This is a genomic window from Kitasatospora humi, assembly GCF_020907985.1.
In the GTDB taxonomy this organism is placed as follows: Bacteria; Actinomycetota; Actinomycetes; order Streptomycetales; family Streptomycetaceae; genus Kitasatospora; species Kitasatospora humi.
Window position 1 is genome coordinate 59,215 of sequence record NZ_JAJJPA010000004.1, and the last position, 16,653, is coordinate 75,867.

The following is a 16,653-nucleotide window of genomic DNA, read 5'->3' on the forward strand; positions in this document are numbered from 1 at the left end:
GCCCGGCCCTGGTGGGCGCCGGTCAGAGCATCACCGACCGGGTCAGTGCCTGCGGGCGGTCCGGGTCCAGGCCCCGGGCCTCGGCCAGGGCGACCGCCAGCCGGTGCACCCGGACCAGGTCGGCCATCGGGTCCATGCCCGGCGCGGCCGAGTCGGTCACCAGCAGGGCGCCGGTCCGGGCGATCTGGGCGTCCAGGCCGTCCGGCAGGCCGCCGAACACCCAGACCGCGCGGCCGGGAGCGGCGATGGCGATCGGGCCGTGCCGGTACTCCATGGCCGGGTAGGACTCGGTCCAGAAGCGGGCCGCCTCGCGCATCTTCAGACCGGCCTCCAGGGCCAGCCCGTTGGTCCAGTCGGTGCCCAGGAAGCTGATCTGTTCGGCCGTCAGCAGGCCCTCGGGCAGCGGCTCGGCGATCGCCCGCTCGGCGTCGTCGGCGGCCCGGGCCACCGGGTGCACGCCGGTCGGAAGCTCGCCGTGCAGCTCCAGGTGGGCCCGCAGCAGGGCCAGCGCGCTGGTGGCGAACCGGGTCTGCACCACCGACTGCTCGTCGGCGAAGTCCAGCACCACCAGCCGGTCGGCGGCCTGCTTGATCGGGGTGGTCGGGTCGGCGGTCAGCGCGCTGGTCGGGATCCGGCCGGACAACCGGTCGAGCAGGGCCAGCACCTCCGTGGTGGTGCCGGACCGGCTGATCGTGAGCACCCGGTCGTACTGCCGGGCATAACGGAACTCGGAGGCCGCGAAGGCGTCGGTCTCGCCCTGGCCGGCGGCCTCGCGCAGCGCGGCATAGGCCTGCGCCATGAACCAGGAGGTGCCGCAGCCGACCACCGCCACCCGCTCGCCGGGCTGCGGCAGCGCGGTGTCGGACGGCTCGGCGAGCGCGGCGGCCCGGCGCCAGACGGCCGGCTGGGTGGCCAGCTCCTGGGCGGTCAGTGAGCTCATGGCGTTCCTTCCCTCTGCGTGAACGTGCTTGTTTTATAGCCGTTTCGATCAGGAATGCGCAATAGGTTCGGCAACTGCGGATCGGCACTGCGGCAGCGAACGGCACTGTGCGACGCTGTCCGGACAGCGGTGGTCGATCGGCTTTGGAAGGCGCGGCGTGTCCCGATACGAGCGATGGAACGGTCTCCTCGAACTCCTCGCCGAGCACGGCAGGTTGGAGGTCGAGGAGGCGGCCACGGCGCTGGGCGTCTCGGCCGCCACCATCCGCCGCGACCTGGACCAGCTGGCCCGCCAGCAGATGGTCACCCGGACCAGGGGCGGCGCGGTGGCCCACAACGTCTCCTACGACCTGCCGCTGCGCTACAAGACCGCCCGGCACGCGGGCGCCAAGCAGCGGATCGGGCAGGCGGTGGCGGCGCTGATCGACCCGGGGGAGGTGGTCGGGCTGAACGGCGGCACCACCACCACCGAGGTGGCCCGGGCCCTCGCCGTCCGCCCGGAGCCGGCCGAACGGCCGGAAACCGGCGGGCAGTCGCTCACCGTGGTGACCAACGCCCTGAACATCGCCAATGAGTTGACGGTCCGCCCGGCCGTGAAGATCGTGGTCACCGGCGGGGTGGCCCGCCCGCAGTCCTACGAGCTGATCGGCCCGCTGGCCGCCAGTGTGCTGGGTGAACTCACCATGGACGTCACGGTGTTGGGCGTGGACGCGCTGGACGTCGAGGCCGGCGCGACCGCGCACCACGAGGGCGAGGCCAGCGTCAACCGGCTGCTCGCCGAGCGGGCGCGCCGGGTGGTGGTCGCCGCCGACTCCTCCAAGCTGGGCCGGCGCGCCTTCGCCCGGATCTGCGGCCTGGAGGCGATCGACACCCTGGTCACCGACACGGCGGCGCCCGAGGCGGTGGTGGTCGGCTTCGCGGAGGCCGGGATCCGGGTGCTCACGGTCTGAGACCCGGGTCCCCGCAGCCCGGGATAATGGGCCGCATGACCGAGCTCACCGACCGCGACCGCGCGGTGCTGGCTCTGGAGGCGCGCCCCTGGCGCACCCAGGGCGCCAAGGAGCAGGCCGTCCGCGAGGAGCTCGGCATCTCCGCCACCCGCTACTACCAGCTGCTCAACGGCCTGCTGGACCGGCCGGAGGCGCTCGCCCACGCCCCGGTGCTGGTCAACCGGCTGCGGCGGATCCGGGAAGCCCGCCGCGCCGAGCGGTGAACGCGCGGCGGTGAACGCGCGGCGGTGAACACGCGGCGGTGAACGCGCGGCGGTGAACGCGGCTCGAATCCCGGGGTGTCGGATGTCGCAGCGTTGAGCAGGCGCCGGCTGGGTAGGTTGGCGGCCATGGGCACCTTGCTGGAACCGACCACCCCCGCCGGCCGCGCGGGCCTGGCCGCGCTGCTGGCCGAGCCCCGGCTAGCGCTGCTCGCCCTCGACTTCGACGGCACCCTCTCCCCGATCGTCGCCGACCCCGAACAGGCCTTCGCGCACCCGGGCGCGGCCGGCGCCCTGGCCCGGCTGTCCGGCCGGGTCGGCACCGTGGCGGTGATCACCGGCCGCCCGGCGCCGGCCGCGGTGCGGCTCGGCGGCTTCGCCGACACCCCGGGGCCGGCCCCGCTGGTGGTGCTCGGCCACTACGGCGCCGAGCGCTGGGACTCCACGACCCGGCAGCTGACCGCACCCGCGATCCACCCCGGGGTGGCCGCCGTCCGGGCCGAACTGCCCGCGCTGCTGGCCGACCTGGGCGCCCCCGAAGGAACGGTGGTGGAGGACAAGGAGCGCTCGCTGGCCGTGCACACCCGGCGCACCGCCGACCCGGACGCCGTGCTGGCCCGGCTGCGCACCCCGCTCGCCGACCTGGCCGCCGCGCACGGGCTGGCGGTGGAGCCGGGCCGGATGGTCATCGAGCTGCGCCCGCCCGGCGTGGACAAGGGCGCCGCGCTCACCGCCCTGGTGCGCGAACGCGGCGCGGGTGCGGTGCTCTACGCCGGCGACGACCTGGGCGACCTGGCCGCCTTCGACGCGGTCGACCGGCTGCGGGCCGACGGGCTGCCCGGACTGCTGGTGGCCAGCGGCCCGGTGACCGGCGAGCCGCCCGTGCGCGAGGTGGCCGACCGGGCCGACCTGGTGGTGCCGGGGCCCGGCGGGGTGGTGGAGCTGCTGGAGCGGCTGGGCGAGGAGCTCGCGCCGCACCGCTGAGCCGCTGCCGGGGGCAGCCTTCAGGCGGCGGTCAGGTCGGCCAGCTGGTCGAGGAACCACTGCTGCGGCGGGAGCGCGGTGGCCGCCGCCGCCAGCCGCTTGGTGCGCTCGGTGCGCTCGGCGGCGGGCATGACCAGCGCCCGGTGCAGCGCGTCGGCGGTGCCCACCACGTCGTAGGGGTTGATCCCGAGCGCGTCCTCGGCCAGCTCGGCCCAGGCGCCCGCCTCCCGGGAGAGCACCAGCGCGCAGCCCTCCTCGGAGACCACCGGCACCTCCTTGGCGACCAGGTTCATGCCGTCCCGGATCGGGTTGACCAGCGCCACGTCGGCCAGCCGGTAGGCGGCCAGCGAGCGGGCGAAGTCGTCCTCGACCTGGAGCACCAGCGGCTGCCAGGCGGCGGTGCCGAACTCGGCGTTGATCTCGTCGCTGACCCGCCGCACGGTCGCGGTGTAGTCGCGGTACTCGGCCAGGTCCTGCCGGGACGGGTAGGCGAAGGCGATGTGCACCACCCTGCCGTGCCACTCGGGGCGGGTGCGCAGCAGGTGCCGGTAGGCCTGCAGGCCGCGCACGATGTTCTTGCTGAGTTCGGTGCGGTCCACCCGGACGATGGTCCGCCGCGGATCCGGCCCGTCGTGGCCGACGGCGGCCCGCAGCGCCGCCAGCCGGTCGTCGACGTCCGCCCGGTGCGCCCGGTCGCGCAGGAACTCCCCGTCGGCGCCCAGGGCGTGCACGCCGAGCCGCGTGGTGCGGCCCTGGAACGTCACGGCCAGCGCCGCCCGGTCCACGGCCGCGCCCAGCACCCGCTCGCAGCAGTCGGCGAACGCCTCGGCCCAGCGCCGGGTGTGGAAGCCGGCCCGGTCCGCGCCCAGCACCCCGGTCAGCACCGCGACGGCCGACTCGTCCGGCAGCAGCCGGAAGTAGTCGGGCGACGCCCAGGGCGTGTGCAGGAAGTAGCCGATCCGCAGGTCGGGGCGGCGTTCCCGGAGCAGCGCCGGCACCAGGGTGAGGTGGTAGTCCTGCACCAGCACCGCCGCGCCCGGGGCGGCCTCGGCGGCCAGCGCCGCGGCGAAGGCCTCGTTGTACGCCCGGAAGCCGGTCCACTGCTCGGCCGCGGTCTGGTCGAAGACCGGGGCGGTAGGGGTGTTGTAGAGCTGGTGGTGCAGGAACCAGAGGGTGGAGTTGGCCACCCCGTTGTACGCCTGGTCGAAGACCACCGGGTCGATGTCCAGCATCCGGACGGCCTGTCGGCCGACGTCGAACCCGGCCAGGTCCAGGCGTCCCCGCGGGGCCTGCCGGGCGGCTGCCCGGTCCGCCTCGCCGAGCGCCGCGCAGACCCAGACCGCGTGCGGGTCGTCGATCGCGGACAGCCCGGACACCAGACCGCCGCCACCGCGGTGGGCCGTCAGGGTGCCGTCCGCGGCGAGGCGGAAGGTGACCGGGCCGCGGTTGGAAGCGACCAGGACGCGTGCGGTCGTTTGCTCGGCCATACCGGCAACCTTGCCGGGGGCGCGGGGTGGCAAACCAGGGCTTTCGTCACATCTGCCGGTCCCGGTACTCCGGCAGCTCGATCACCGGGGGCCGCTCCAGGGCCGTCACCGGGTGGTCGTGCGCGGTGAACTCCCGGCTCACCGGGTCCCGCGAGAACTGGGTGAGGACGGGGCGGGCCAGGTCGTCGGTGGCCTTGAGCCGGTGGGTGCGGTCCAGCCGCTCCAGGGCGGTGCGGTAGATGGTGGCGGCCATCCGGCCCAGTGCTTGGCTGTCCTGGTGGCGGTGGTGGCGCACCCCGACGTCCACCTGGGCCAGCGCGTCCAGCCCGACCAGCTCCAGGGCGTCGACCAGCAGGCCCAGCTCCACCCCGTAGCCGGTCGGGAAGTGCAGCCGCTCCAGCAGCGTGCGGCGGGCCGCGTACTCGCCGCCGAGGGGCTGCACGAAGCCGGCCAACTGCGGCCAGTGCAGGTTGAGCAGGGGTCTGGCGACCAGTTCGGTCACCCGGCCGCCGCCGGCCGGGACCACCGCGCCATCCGCCTCCAGGGGGCGGTCGTACATCGCCTTGACCAGCTGGATCCCGGGATCGGTGAGCAGCGGGCCGACGATCCCGGAGACGAACGCCGGGTCGAACTCGCGCAGGTCGGCGTCGATGAAGCAGACGATCGCCCCGCTGGTCACCAGCAGCGACCGCCACAGCACCTCGCCCTTGCCGGGCACGGCCGGCAGCCGGGGCAGGATCGCGTCCCGGTGCACCACCCGGGCGCCGGCGGCCGCGGCCACCTCGGCGGTGCGGTCCACCGAGCCGGAGTCGACCACCACCAGCTCGTCCACCAGCGGTATCCGTTCCATCAGTTCGCGGCGGACCACCTCGACGATCCCGCCGACCGTGGACTCCTCGTCGAGCGCCGGCAGCACCACGCTGACCGTGCCGGCCGCCCCGGCCGCCTCCTTGGCGGCCAGTAACCGCGGGACCGGCCGGTCGGCCGCGGTCCAGGACCGGCGGCGCAACCAGCTGGCCGCCTCCGGGAGTAGCGCGGGGCTCTGCTCGGCTGGCAAATCTCGCTCCTCTGAAGTGGTCCGAACCGTCTCGCGGTGCGGACGGTCCCTTTCGGCTCTGCTGCCTTCGGATACAGTCTTCGTACTGCGGTCAGACCTTCGCACACCGGGGTGGACCGCCGGGAAACGTCGGCTCCCGCATGCCTTTCGGGTGCCGGTGACAACTTCACAGAGCTCATCCAGAGGGACTGAGGGAACGGCCCGTTGACGTCCCGGCAACCTTCTCGACCGGCCTGTAGCAGGCCCCGGCGGGACAGGTGCCAATTCCGGCCCGGGCGCGACCGCGTCACGGGGAAGATGAGGAGAGAGGCCTCGCCGCCATGGCTACCGCTGCCCCTGCCGCAACGTCCACCGTTGACCTCGGCCCCGCCGCCGCCCTGTCCTGCCGGGAGTGCGGCACCGAGTTCCCGCTCGGTCCCAGCTTCGCCTGTTTGGAGTGTTTCGGCCCGCTGGAGATCGCCTACGACTACAGCGGCTACGACACCGCTGGGCTGCGGGCCCGGATCGAGGCCGGTCCGGCCTCGATCTGGCGCTACGCGCCGCTGCTCCCGGTGCCGGCCGAGGTGGCGAGCCGACCCAACCTCAACCCCGGGTGGACCCCGCTGGTCGCGGCGGACCGGCTCGGCAGGGAGCTCGGGTTCACCGGCCGGCTGCACGTCAAGGACGATTCCGGCAACCCCACCCACTCGTTCAAGGACCGGGTGGTGGCCTGCGCCGTCGAGGCGGCCCGGGCCTTCGACTTCACCACCCTGTCCTGCTCCTCCACCGGCAACCTGGCCGGCGCGGTGGGCGCCGCGGCGGCCCGGGCCGGCCTGCGCTCCTGCGTCTTCATCCCGCACGACCTGGAGCACGCCAAGATCGTCATGGCCGCGGTCTACGGCGGCGACCTGGTCGGCATCGAGGGCAACTACGACGACGTGAACCGGTTCTGCTCCGAACTGATCGGCGATCCGGCCGGCGAGGGCTGGGGCTTCGTCAACGTCAACCTGCGGCCGTACTACGGCGAGGGCTCCAAGACGCTGGCCTTCGAGATCTGCGAGCAGCTCGGCTGGCGGCTGCCGGAGCAGATCGTGGTCCCGATCGCCTCCGGCTCCCAACTCACCAAGATCGACAAGGGGCTGCGGGAGCTGATCCGGCTCGGGCTGGTCGAGGACCGGCCGTACCGGATCTTCGGTGCCCAGGCGACCGGCTGCTCCCCGGTGGCCGAGGCGTTCAAGGCCGGTCGGGACGTGATCCGCCCGGTCAAGCCGGACACCATCGCCAAGTCGCTGGCGATCGGCAACCCGGCGGACGGCCCCTACGTGCTGGACATCGCCCGGCGCACCGGCGGCGCGGTGGAGGACGTCACGGACGCCGAGGTGGTCGAGGCGATCGGCCTGCTGGCCCGCACCGAGGGCATCTTCGCCGAGACCGCCGGCGGCGTGACCATCGGCGTGCTCAAGAAGTTGGTCGAGAGCGGACAGCTGGACCCGAGCAGGGAGACCGTGGCCATCAACACCGGCGACGGCCTCAAGACGCTGGACGCGGCGGCAGGGGCCGGCCTGACCGCGGTGATCCGGCCGAGCCTGGAGTCGTTCCGGGCCGCCGGCCTGGGCTGAGTCCGCCCGGGTCCCCCACCGAGAACCGCCCGAACGCCCGAACGAGGAGTACCCCCATGAGCGCCACCGTCCGCATTCCCACCATCCTGCGCACCTACACCGACGGCCGGTCCGAGGTGACCGCCGAAGGTGCCACCCTGGCCGAGGTGATCGCCGACCTGGACCGCAACCACACCGGCATCGGCGCCCGACTCCTGGACGACACCGGCAAGTTGCGCCGGTTCGTCAACGTCTACGTGAACGACGACGACGTGCGGTTCGCCGACGGCCTGGCGACCGAGATCCCGGGTGGCGCCGGCATCTCGATCATCCCGGCGGTGGCGGGCGGCTGCTGACGGCCCATCAGGGCCCGGCGGGGCGTCGTGCGGTCATGGCGGGCCGCACGGCGCCCCGCGTCCTGCCCGGGGGTGGTCCGCGGCAGGTGATGGCAGGGCATAGGCTGTCCGTGCCGGCGGCGGTCCGGGCGTCTTGGTCGCTGAGACGCAACTGCCGAGGTGCCACTGGAATCGTGCTCGGGACGCGTCAGAATTCTTCGAGCAATTCGTGGTTTAAGTCCGCTATGTCCCATGCGAATTGCGGCCTCTGTCGCATTCCTCCCCAGCTGTCCCTTGGCGCGGCGGTCGAATTGGCGTCCGGTGACCCTGTTGCTCAGGGCACTGCTCCGGATACATTCAGCCGCGGTCGACGCATTTGCCCGCCCAGGTCGCCAACTGGCGCCCTGGCGTGGGTCGCTGCGGCATGCAGGGCCACGCCCCGGGGGGACACCTTCGGCATGGTCCGCCAGACCCGGGTCCGCGACCTGCGGACCCGTGAAGGGCCAGCACAGCACTAGGGGAGTTCGGAATGGCTCAGGGCACCGTCAAGTGGTTCAACGCGGAGAAGGGCTACGGCTTCATCGCGGTCGACGGTGGTGCGGACGTGTTCGTCCACTACAGCGCGATCCAGATGGACGGCTACCGCACCCTCGAGGAGGGCCAGCGGGTCGAGTTCGAGATCTCCCAGGGACAGAAGGGCCCGCAGGCGGACATGGTTCGCGCTGCTCAGGGCTGACCCTTCCGAGCCTCGGAGTCTCGGCTCGCACCGAGCTGGTGGACCGAAGCGGCCGAGCCCGCGTCCGACTTCCCGTACGGGAGCCGGACGCGGGCTCGGCCGCTTGTCGTCGTCGCGCGGTGCGTCCGCCGCGCGCCGTCCACTGCGAAGGAGCTTGCACTCACCACCCCAGAGTGCTAATCATTGGCGTTAGCACTCGCAGCTTGAGAGTGACAAACGGACCGGGTCGGTGAGGCTCGGGGTGCGGCAGGGGACAGGACCCCCGCGCTCCAGGCCGTCCGTCGCGGGCACCTCTGGTCCGAGCAGTCGACCGTGTCCTGGAGGACCACTTCCGATGGCCAAGATCATCGCGTTTGACGAGGAAGCTCGCCGCGGCCTTGAGCGCGGCATGAACCAGCTTGCCGACGCCGTCAAGGTGACGCTGGGCCCCAAGGGCCGCAACGTCGTCCTTGAGAAGAAGTGGGGCGCCCCCACGATCACCAACGACGGTGTCTCCATCGCCAAGGAGATCGAGCTCGAGGACCCCTACGAGAAGATCGGCGCGGAGCTCGTCAAGGAGGTCGCCAAGAAGACCGACGACGTCGCGGGTGACGGCACCACCACCGCCACCGTGCTGGCCCAGGCCCTGGTTCGCGAGGGTCTGCGCAACGTCGCCGCCGGCGCCAACCCGATGGCCCTGAAGCGCGGCATCGAGAAGGCCGTCGCCGCCGTCTCCGACCAGCTGCTGGCCCAGGCCCGCAACGTCGAGACCAAGGAGCAGATCGCCGCGACCGCCTCGATCTCCGCCGCCGACACCCAGATCGGCGAGCTGATCGCCGAGGCCATGGACAAGGTCGGCAAGGAAGGCGTCATCACCGTCGAGGAGAGCAACACCTTCGGCCTGGAGCTCGAGCTCACCGAGGGCATGCGCTTCGACAAGGGCTACATCTCCGCCTACTTCGCCACCGACCTGGAGCGGATGGAGGCGTCGTTCGACGACCCGTACATCCTGATCGCCAACTCCAAGATCGGCTCGGTCAAGGACCTGCTCCCGCTGCTGGAGAAGGTCATGCAGTCCGGCAAGCCGCTGCTGATCATCGCCGAGGACGTCGAGGGCGAGGCCCTGTCGACCCTGGTGGTCAACAAGATCCGCGGCACCTTCAAGTCCGTCGCCGTCAAGGCCCCGGGCTTCGGCGACCGCCGCAAGGCCATGCTGGGCGACATCGCCATCCTCACCGGCGGCACCGTGATCTCCGAGGAGGTCGGCCTCAAGCTGGAGAACGCCGGTCTCGACCTGCTGGGCACCGCCCGCAAGGTGGTCATCACCAAGGACGAGACCACCATCGTCGACGGTGGCGGCGACAGCGACCAGGTCGCCGGCCGCGTGAACCAGATCCGCGCCGAGATCGAGAACAGCGACTCGGACTACGACCGCGAGAAGCTCCAGGAGCGCCTCGCCAAGCTGGCCGGCGGCGTGGCCGTCATCAAGGCCGGCGCGGCCACCGAGGTCGAGCTCAAGGAGCGCAAGCACCGCATCGAGGACGCCGTGCGCAACGCCAAGGCGGCCGTCGAGGAGGGCATCGTCGCCGGTGGTGGCGTGGCCCTGCTGCAGGCCGGTGTCGCGTTCGACAAGCTGGAGCTGGACGGCGACGAGGCCACCGGTGCCAACATCGTGAAGGTCGCGCTGGAGGCCCCGATCAAGCAGATCGCCACCAACGCCGGCCTCGAGGGCGGCGTCGTGGTGGAGAAGGTCCGCAACCTCCCCGCGGGCCACGGCCTGAACGCCGCCACCAACGAGTACGTCGACCTGGTCGCCGAGGGCATCATCGACCCGGCCAAGGTCACCCGCTCGGCGCTGCAGAACGCCGCCTCCATCGCGGCGCTCTTCCTCACCACCGAGGCCGTCATCGCCGACAAGCCGGAGAAGGCCGCCGCGCCGGCCGGCGGCGGCATGCCGGGCGGTGACATGGACTTCTGATCCTCCGTCGAGGATCGGTCGTTCTGATCGCTTCGCGAGGGCGGTCTCCCCGAGAGGGGAGGCCGCCCTCGCGGCGTTCCCGGCAACGCTCACCCGTTCGGGGGAGGCTGGGTGCGTGGACGGTTCCGGTACCTCCGACGGCCAGTACGGACAGCCGGTCCATGTGCCCGAGCCCTTCGGCATCGAGTTGCCGACGGATCGATTCCCGATCGCCAAGTCGGCTGCGCGAAAATGACCGCATGACCACCCCTGATCTCGAAGCCGCCCTGCACGCCGCCCGCGCCGCGATCCTGGCCGACCTCTCCGCCCGGGAGGTGGCGGACGCGGCGGTGGTCTCGATCGTGGAGGACGCGGTCACCCACCGGCGTTGGTGGCTGGAGCAGTGGCCGCAGGGCAGCGAGTTCGTGCTCGGGCTGGTGGCGCAGGACGTCCAGGACGCGCTGCTGGAGCAGTACGGCCGGTGGCCGATCTGCCTGGACTGCCAGGCGGCCGACGGCGATCTGCACGCGCTCGGCGTGGAGCCGGAGTTGGGGCCGGATCCGCACTGGGTGTGCGGCAAGCGGGGTGTGGTGGTGGCCCCGGTGGGGTCGCTCTAGGGCTCCAGGGTGGCGAGCTCGGCCGCCAGGTTGGCGCGGGCCGCCGAGTCGAACCGCTCCCGGGCGGCCGGGGTGCGGTAGAGCGCGGGCAGGGCGAGCAGCTGCCGCAGGATCGCCGCCCGGCCCGCCCGGAACGGCTCCTCGGGCACGAACGCGTATTCGGCGCGGACCGCCGCCGCATAGGCCGCGTAGCGCTCCGGGGTGCCGCCCAGCACCGCCAGGTCGGCGTCGCAGAGCACCTCGCCGTTGCGGTCGCCGGGCTCGGGGTGGTGGGTGACGGTCAGCAGGACGAGCCGGGTCACCTCGGCGACGAGCTCCTCGGGCACGCCGAGCGCGCGCAGCGCCCTTGCGGCGAGGGCGGCGCTGCGCTCCTCGTTCTCGGAGCGGTCCGGGCGGTAGACGGCGTCGTGGAACCAGGCGGCCAGCCGCACTGCGTCCGGGTCGGCGGCGTGGCCGGCGAGGGCGTCCACCTGGTCGAGGACCGCCAGCAGGTGGTCGGTGGTGTGGTAGCGGCGCTGCGGTTCGGCCCAGCAGTCGAGCAGCTTGCGGCCGTGCGGCGCGGGCTCGGCGGTGGCGCCGGCGCGGCTGAGCACGCTGCACCAGCGGGCGAGCAGCGCATCGGCGGCGGGGTGCGGGTCTGTCGGCATGGCGGTCATTCTGGGTGCCGCCGGAGCCGTTGTCACCCGCCGGGGGCTCGCGGGCGGCGCCGGTGGTGTGGCAGGCTGGCCGACATGTCTAGACCAATGCTCGAAGTCATCGCGCTGACCGCGGCAGACGCCCGGGCCGCGCAGTCCGGCGGCGCCGACCGCCTCGAACTGGTCGCCGACATGGCCGCCGACGGACTCAGCCCGGCGGTGGCCGACTTCGCCGCGGTCCGGGCGGCCGTGGACCTCCCGCTGCGGGTGATGCTGCGGATCCGCGACGGCTTCACCCCCGGCGACCTGGACGGGCTGGGCGAGCGGGCCGCCGCGCTGCGGGCCGAGGGCGCCGAGGAGTTCGTGCTCGGCTTCCTGACTCCGGACGGCGCGGTCGACCTGCCCGCCGTCCGAGCCGTCGCCGCGGCCGTGGCCGGCTGCCGCTGGACCTTCCACCGGGCGATCGACCACAGCGCCGACCGGGCCGCCGTACGGGCCGCGGTCGGCGAACTGCCCGGCCTGGACACCTTCCTCACCTCGGGCGCCGCCGCCGGGGTGGACGCCGGCCGCGAGGTGCTCCGCGGCGAGCTGGCCAGGGCGGGGGAGCCCGGCTACCGCCAGCGGATGCTGATCGGCGGCGGCCTGCGCGAGGAGCACCTGCCCGGGCTGCTCGCCGAGGGCTTCGACGCCTTCCACGTCGGCGGGGCGGTGCGCACCGACGGCTGGGCCGGCGGCGTCGAGGCGGCCAAGGTCGCGCGCTGGCGCGGGCTGATCGACCGGACGCGGCCCTGACGGCGAGTGGACCGCACGCGGACCCCTGACGGCGAGCCGACCGGCTCGCCGTCGGGACCTGCCGCTGTCCGGACGCGCTTTCGACTCAGCCCAGTTCGGCCGGGAGCGGCTCGGCGTGCAGCACCGTCAGCCCCGAGACCGCACGGGTCAGCGCCACGTAGAGCCGGCGCAGCCCGGTGCGCCGGTCCGGCTCCCCGGCCACCACCGCGGCCGGCTCGTCCAGCACCACGTAGTCGTACTCCAGACCCTTGGCCAGCGAGGCCGGCACCAGGGTGAGCCGGACCTCGGCGGTGGTCTCGGCGCCCGGGGTGAGGAACGGCATCCCCGCCTCGCGCAGCGCCGCCTCCAGGGCCGGCAGCCGGTCGTCCGCCGCGATCAGGCCGGTGGAGCCCTCCCGGGCCAGCGCCTCCCGGCAGGCCGCCAGCACCGCCTCGGTCAGACCCTCCCCGACCTGGCGGATCGTCAGGGTGTCCTGGCCGGTGCGGATCGAGGTGGCCGGCGCCAGGCCCGGCGCGATCGACGGCAGCAGCCGGGACGCGTAGGAGATCACCTGCTCGGGCACCCGGAAGCCGGTGGTCAGCTCCTCGACATGGGCGCCGTCCTTGCCCAGGTGCCGCAGCGCCTCCGCCCAACTCGCCGTCGCCCACGGGGTGGTGCCCTGCGCCAGGTCGCCGAGCACGGTGGCCGAGCCGGTGGTGCAGCGGCGGCCGACCGCGCGGTACTGCATCGGCGAGAGGTCCTGCGCCTCGTCCAGCACCACGTGGCCGAGCGAGGGGGTGCGCTGCACCAGGTCGGTGGCCTCGTCCACCAGGACCGCGTCGGCGGCCGTCCAGGGCGCGGTCTTCACCGACCGGCCCGGCTTGGGCCACAGGATCGCCGCCTGCTCCTCGGGGTCGAGGATGCCCTCGGCGCAGCGCGCCAGGAACTCCGCGTCGCCCAGCAGCCGCAGCACCAGCTTGGCCGGGTCCACCGCCGGCCAGCAGGCCTTCACCACCGCCTTGACCTCGCGGCAGCGGGCCACCGCGTCCTGCACCCGGTCGTCCGGGGCCTCGCCGCCCTGCTCCATCTTGAGCAGCACGGTGTGCGCGATCCGCTGCGGCAGCGCCGCCATCGCGGCGCCGTAGCGGATCTCCCGGCCGGCCAACTCCTGGATGATCTCGGTCAGTTCGTAGGCCGGAACGCGCCAGCGCCGGGAGCCGCGGACCACCACGCAGGGCTCGGTGGGCAGCGTGATGCCGTCCCGCACGGCGCGGCGCAGCACCTCGGCCATCCGTGCGTCGCCCTTGATCACGGCGGCCTCGGGGGTGTCCTGGGCCCGCACCTCGACGTGTGCCACCAGCTGCTGCACGGTGGCCTGCGCCACGTCCAACTCGCCCAGCGCGGGCAGCACCTGCTCGATGTAGGAGAGGAACGAGCTGTTCGGCCCGATCACCAGGGTGCCGGCCTTGGCCAGCCGCTCCCGGTGCGCGTAGAGCAGGTACGCCACGCGGTGCAGGCCGACGGCGGTCTTCCCGGTGCCCGGGGCGCCCTGCACGCAGACCGTGCCGCTCACGTCGGCGCGGACGATCTCGTCCTGCTCGGGCTGGATGGTGGCCACGATGTCGCGCATCGGGCCGACGCGGGGCTTCTCGATCTCGGCCGCGAGCAGCGCCGAGGCCTGCTCGATCTCGGCCGGGTCGCTCAGGTTCTCGTCCTCGTAGGCCGTCAGTTCGCCGCCGGTGTAGCCGAACCGCCGCCGCTTGGCGATGTCCATCGGGTCCTTGCGGCTGGCCTGGTAGAAGGTCTGGGAGACCGGTGCCCGCCAGTCGATCACCATCGGGTCGCCCTCGGCATCGTGCACGTGCCGGCGGCCGATGTAGAACTGGGCGCCTCCCGCCCCTTCGGACTCGTCCTCGCCGATGGCGTGCAGGAAGTCCAGGCGGCCGAAGAACAGCGGGGTGTCCGCCAGGTCGGCCAGGGCGGCGATCCGGCGCTGGATCTGGTCGCGCAGCACCTGCTGGGTGACCCAGGTGCCGGCCACGTCCGAGATGTCCAGCTGCTCGGCGTCCTCGCGCATCGCGCGCAGGGCGGCCCTGGACGACGCCAGGTGGTCCCGCTCCCGCTGCAACGGGTCGGCGGATTCGGTGGTGGTGGGGGCGGCGGAATGCACAGCGAACCTTCCCGGCCGCGCCGATCGGGCACGGCGGTCTCGTCGTAGCTCACGGTGAGCCTGGCCGGTTGCCGAGCGGCCAGGGCCTCCCCAGGGCAGCCGGGCACGGCGCCGCTGATCGGGAGGGGGCAGACCGGACAGCTTAGACCCGCGGCGGCACCACGGGCCACCCGATTTGCGCGCCGCCCCTCGGGGTCGCCGTACGCCCGCCGTAGGGGAGCCGTACGCCTGGCGGACGACGCCGGTCCCCCGGTTGCGGCCTTTCGGCTGATGTGCCCGCGGAGCCGGAAAACTACCGTGGAAGACATGAGCACCGTTCACTTGACGGCGCACCCGGCAGTGGCCGGCACCCCCCGGGCGCGCACCAGTACCGAGTCCCTGCTCGCCTCCGAGCGACCAGCCGGCGCCACCCAGCTGGGCCGGCCGCACCACCACCGACCGCTGCGCAGCGCCGTGCGTGCCGTCGGAATCCTGCTGGACACCGCCGCGCGCGTGGTCTTCCTCGGGCCCGACGGCGTCAACGTCTAGCCGTTCGGGTCACACGTCGTCGGCGTCGATGATGCGGTACGCGTACCCCTGCTCGGCCAGGAACCGCTGCCGGTGCGCGGCGAAGTCCTGGTCCACGGTGTCCCGGGCCACCACCGAGTAGAAGTGCGCGGCATGGCCGTCCGCCTTGGGGCGCAGCACCCGGCCGAGCCGCTGGGCCTCCTCCTGGCGCGATCCGAAGGTGCCGGAGACCTGGATCGCCACCGTCGCCTCCGGCAGGTCGATCGAGAAGTTCGCCACCTTGGAGACCACCAGCACGTTGATCTCCTTGCTGCGGAAGGCGTCGAACAGCTTCTCCCGCTGGAGGTTGCTGGTCTCGCCCTTGATCACCGGCGCCCCGAGCACCTCGCCCAGCTCGTCCAGCTGGTCGATGTACTGGCCGATGATCAGCGTCTGATCGCCCTGGTGCTTCTTGACCAGCGCCTCCACCACCCGCCGCTTGGTCACGGTGGTCGAGCAGAACCGGTAGCGCTCCTCCGGCTCGGCGGTGGCATAGGCCAGCCGCTCGGAGTCGCTCAGGGTGACCCGGACCTCGCAGCAGTCGGCCGGCGCGATGTAGCCCTGCGCCTCGATCTCCTTCCACGGAGCGTCGAACCGCTTGGGGCCGATGAGGCTGAACACGTCGCCCTCCCGGCCGTCCTCGCGGACCAGCGTCGCGGTCAGGCCGAGCCGGCGGCGGGCCTGGAGGTCGGCGGTGAACTTGAAGACCGGCGCGGGCAGCAGGTGCACCTCGTCGTAGACCACCAGGCCCCAGTTCCGGGCGTCGAACAGCTCCAGGTGCGAGTAGACGCCCTTCCGCTTGGTGGTCATCACCTGGTAGGTGGCGATGGTGACCGGGCGGATCTCCTTCCGGGTGCCGCTGTACTCGCCGATCTCGTCCTCGGTCAGCGAGGTGCGCTTCACCAGCTCGTGCTTCCACTGCCGGGCCGAGACCGTGTTGGTCACCAGGATCAGCGTGGTCGACTTGGCCTCGGCCATCGCGGCGGCACCGACCAGCGTCTTCCCGGCTCCGCAGGGCAGCACCACGACGCCGCTGCCGCCGTGCCAGAAGCCCTCCACGGCATGCTTCTGGTACGGCCGCAGCTGCCAGCCGTCCTCCTCCAGGTGGATCGGGTGCGCCTCGCCGTCCACGTAGCCCGCGTGGTCCTCGGCCGGCCAGCCCAGCTTGAGCAGCACCTGCTTGATCTGCCCGCGCTCCGAGGGGTGCACCACCACGGTGTCCGGCTCCACCCGGGCCCCGACCAGCGGCGCGATCTTCTTGGACTTCAGCACCTCTTCGAGGACCGGCCGGTCGGTGGTGGTCAGCACCAGCCCGTGGGTGGGGTGCTTGAGCAACTGCAGCCGCCCGTACCGCGCCATGGTGTCGGCCACGTCCACCAGCAGCGCGTGCGGCACCGGGTAGCGCGAGTACGTCACCAGGGCGTCCACCACCTGCTCCGCGTCGTGCCCGGCGGCCCTGGCGTTCCACAGGCCCAGCGGCGTGACCCGGTACGTGTGCACGTGCTCGGGCGCCCGCTCCAACTCCGCGAACGGCGCGATCGCCCGCCGGCAGTCGGCGGCCATGGGGTGGTCGATCTCGAGGAGCAGGGTCTTGTCGCTCTGGACGATCAGGCAGGACACACATACCTCCGTGCGCGGGACGGCGTGGGGACG

General features: G+C 73.1%; 16 protein-coding genes and 1 riboswitch. Of the genes, 10 read left to right on the forward strand and 6 right to left on the reverse strand.

The annotated features are described in order from the left end of the window. Positions 1-22: 22 nt before the first annotated feature. Positions 23-940 (reverse strand): SIS domain-containing protein, encoded by a 918-nt coding sequence (locus LN042_RS05940; protein ID WP_230049142.1) that lies wholly within the window; start codon positions 938-940, stop codon positions 23-25. Positions 941-1,097: 157 nt separating this feature from the next. Between LN042_RS05940 and LN042_RS05945 the strand changes: the two genes are divergently transcribed. From LN042_RS05945 to otsB, 3 genes are all read left to right on the forward strand, one after another. Further along, entirely contained in the window at positions 1,098-1,889 is a 792-nt protein-coding gene (locus LN042_RS05945) for a DeoR/GlpR family DNA-binding transcription regulator (protein WP_230049143.1), read from the forward strand. A gap of 35 nt (positions 1,890-1,924) precedes the next feature. Then, the gene (locus LN042_RS05950) at positions 1,925-2,152 is read left to right on the forward strand and encodes a DUF3263 domain-containing protein (RefSeq protein WP_101381747.1); all 228 of its coding nucleotides are present in this window, start codon (positions 1,925-1,927) and stop codon (positions 2,150-2,152) included. Between the two features lie 126 nt (positions 2,153-2,278). Further along, on the forward strand, positions 2,279-3,133 hold the full coding sequence (otsB, locus tag LN042_RS05955) for a trehalose-phosphatase (RefSeq protein WP_230049144.1): 855 nt from the start codon (positions 2,279-2,281) through the stop codon (positions 3,131-3,133). 20 nt (positions 3,134-3,153) lie between these two features. Here otsB and LN042_RS05960 read toward each other — a convergent pair whose 3' ends face one another. Then, complete coding sequence (locus LN042_RS05960; protein ID WP_230049145.1) at positions 3,154-4,620, reverse strand: alpha,alpha-trehalose-phosphate synthase (UDP-forming); 1,467 nt, start codon at positions 4,618-4,620, stop codon at positions 3,154-3,156. Between the two features lie 46 nt (positions 4,621-4,666). Further along, positions 4,667-5,677: a glucosyl-3-phosphoglycerate synthase gene (locus LN042_RS05965; protein ID WP_230049146.1), complete on the reverse strand. Its 1,011-nt coding sequence runs from the start codon at positions 5,675-5,677 to the stop codon at positions 4,667-4,669. A 172-nt stretch (positions 5,678-5,849) separates the two neighbouring features. Beyond that, positions 5,850-5,981, forward strand: a riboswitch (SAM riboswitch). A gap of 16 nt (positions 5,982-5,997) precedes the next feature. Between LN042_RS05965 and thrC the strand changes: the two genes are divergently transcribed. The 5 genes from thrC to LN042_RS05990 all read left to right on the forward strand — a co-directional run bounded on the left by thrC (position 5,998) and on the right by LN042_RS05990 (position 10,878). After that, positions 5,998-7,275: a threonine synthase gene (gene thrC / locus LN042_RS05970; RefSeq protein ID WP_230049147.1), complete on the forward strand. Its 1,278-nt coding sequence runs from the start codon at positions 5,998-6,000 to the stop codon at positions 7,273-7,275. 56 nt (positions 7,276-7,331) lie between these two features. Further along, complete coding sequence (locus tag LN042_RS05975; RefSeq protein WP_230049148.1) at positions 7,332-7,610, forward strand: MoaD/ThiS family protein; 279 nt, start codon at positions 7,332-7,334, stop codon at positions 7,608-7,610. Positions 7,611-8,118: 508 nt separating this feature from the next. Further along, positions 8,119-8,325, forward strand: coding sequence for a cold-shock protein (locus LN042_RS05980; RefSeq protein WP_230049149.1), 207 nt, complete (start codon positions 8,119-8,121; stop codon positions 8,323-8,325). Between the two features lie 334 nt (positions 8,326-8,659). Continuing rightward, entirely contained in the window at positions 8,660-10,282 is a 1,623-nt protein-coding gene (groL, locus tag LN042_RS05985; protein WP_141634480.1) for a chaperonin GroEL, read from the forward strand. Positions 10,283-10,521: 239 nt separating this feature from the next. Continuing rightward, positions 10,522-10,878, forward strand: a complete 357-nt coding sequence (locus LN042_RS05990; protein ID WP_230049150.1) for a DUF8819 family protein — start codon at positions 10,522-10,524, stop codon at positions 10,876-10,878. Here LN042_RS05990 and LN042_RS05995 read toward each other — a convergent pair. Next, positions 10,875-11,534: an HD domain-containing protein gene (locus LN042_RS05995; RefSeq protein WP_372495677.1), complete on the reverse strand. Its 660-nt coding sequence runs from the start codon at positions 11,532-11,534 to the stop codon at positions 10,875-10,877. The two genes, LN042_RS05990 and LN042_RS05995, sit on opposite strands and share 4 nt — an antisense overlap. Positions 11,535-11,609: 75 nt before the next feature. Here LN042_RS05995 and LN042_RS06000 point away from each other — a divergent pair, with 75 nt between their 5' ends. Next, complete coding sequence (locus LN042_RS06000; RefSeq protein ID WP_230049152.1) at positions 11,610-12,305, forward strand: copper homeostasis protein CutC; 696 nt, start codon at positions 11,610-11,612, stop codon at positions 12,303-12,305. Positions 12,306-12,390: 85 nt separating this feature from the next. Here the strand turns inward: LN042_RS06000 and LN042_RS06005 are convergent, their stop codons facing one another. Next, on the reverse strand, positions 12,391-14,454 hold the full coding sequence (locus tag LN042_RS06005; RefSeq protein WP_230049154.1) for a HelD family protein: 2,064 nt from the start codon (positions 14,452-14,454) through the stop codon (positions 12,391-12,393). A 306-nt stretch (positions 14,455-14,760) separates the two neighbouring features. On the opposite strand from LN042_RS06005, the gene LN042_RS06010 reads away from it, so the two are divergent. After that, a complete protein-coding gene (locus LN042_RS06010) occupies positions 14,761-14,982 on the forward strand; it encodes a hypothetical protein (protein ID WP_230049156.1) in 222 nt (73 codons plus the stop codon). A gap of 9 nt (positions 14,983-14,991) precedes the next feature. On the opposite strand, the gene LN042_RS06015 is transcribed toward LN042_RS06010, so the two are convergent. Beyond that, positions 14,992-16,620 (reverse strand): DNA repair helicase XPB, encoded by a 1,629-nt coding sequence (locus LN042_RS06015; RefSeq protein WP_230049157.1) that lies wholly within the window; start codon positions 16,618-16,620, stop codon positions 14,992-14,994. Positions 16,621-16,653: the final 33 nt, after the last annotated feature.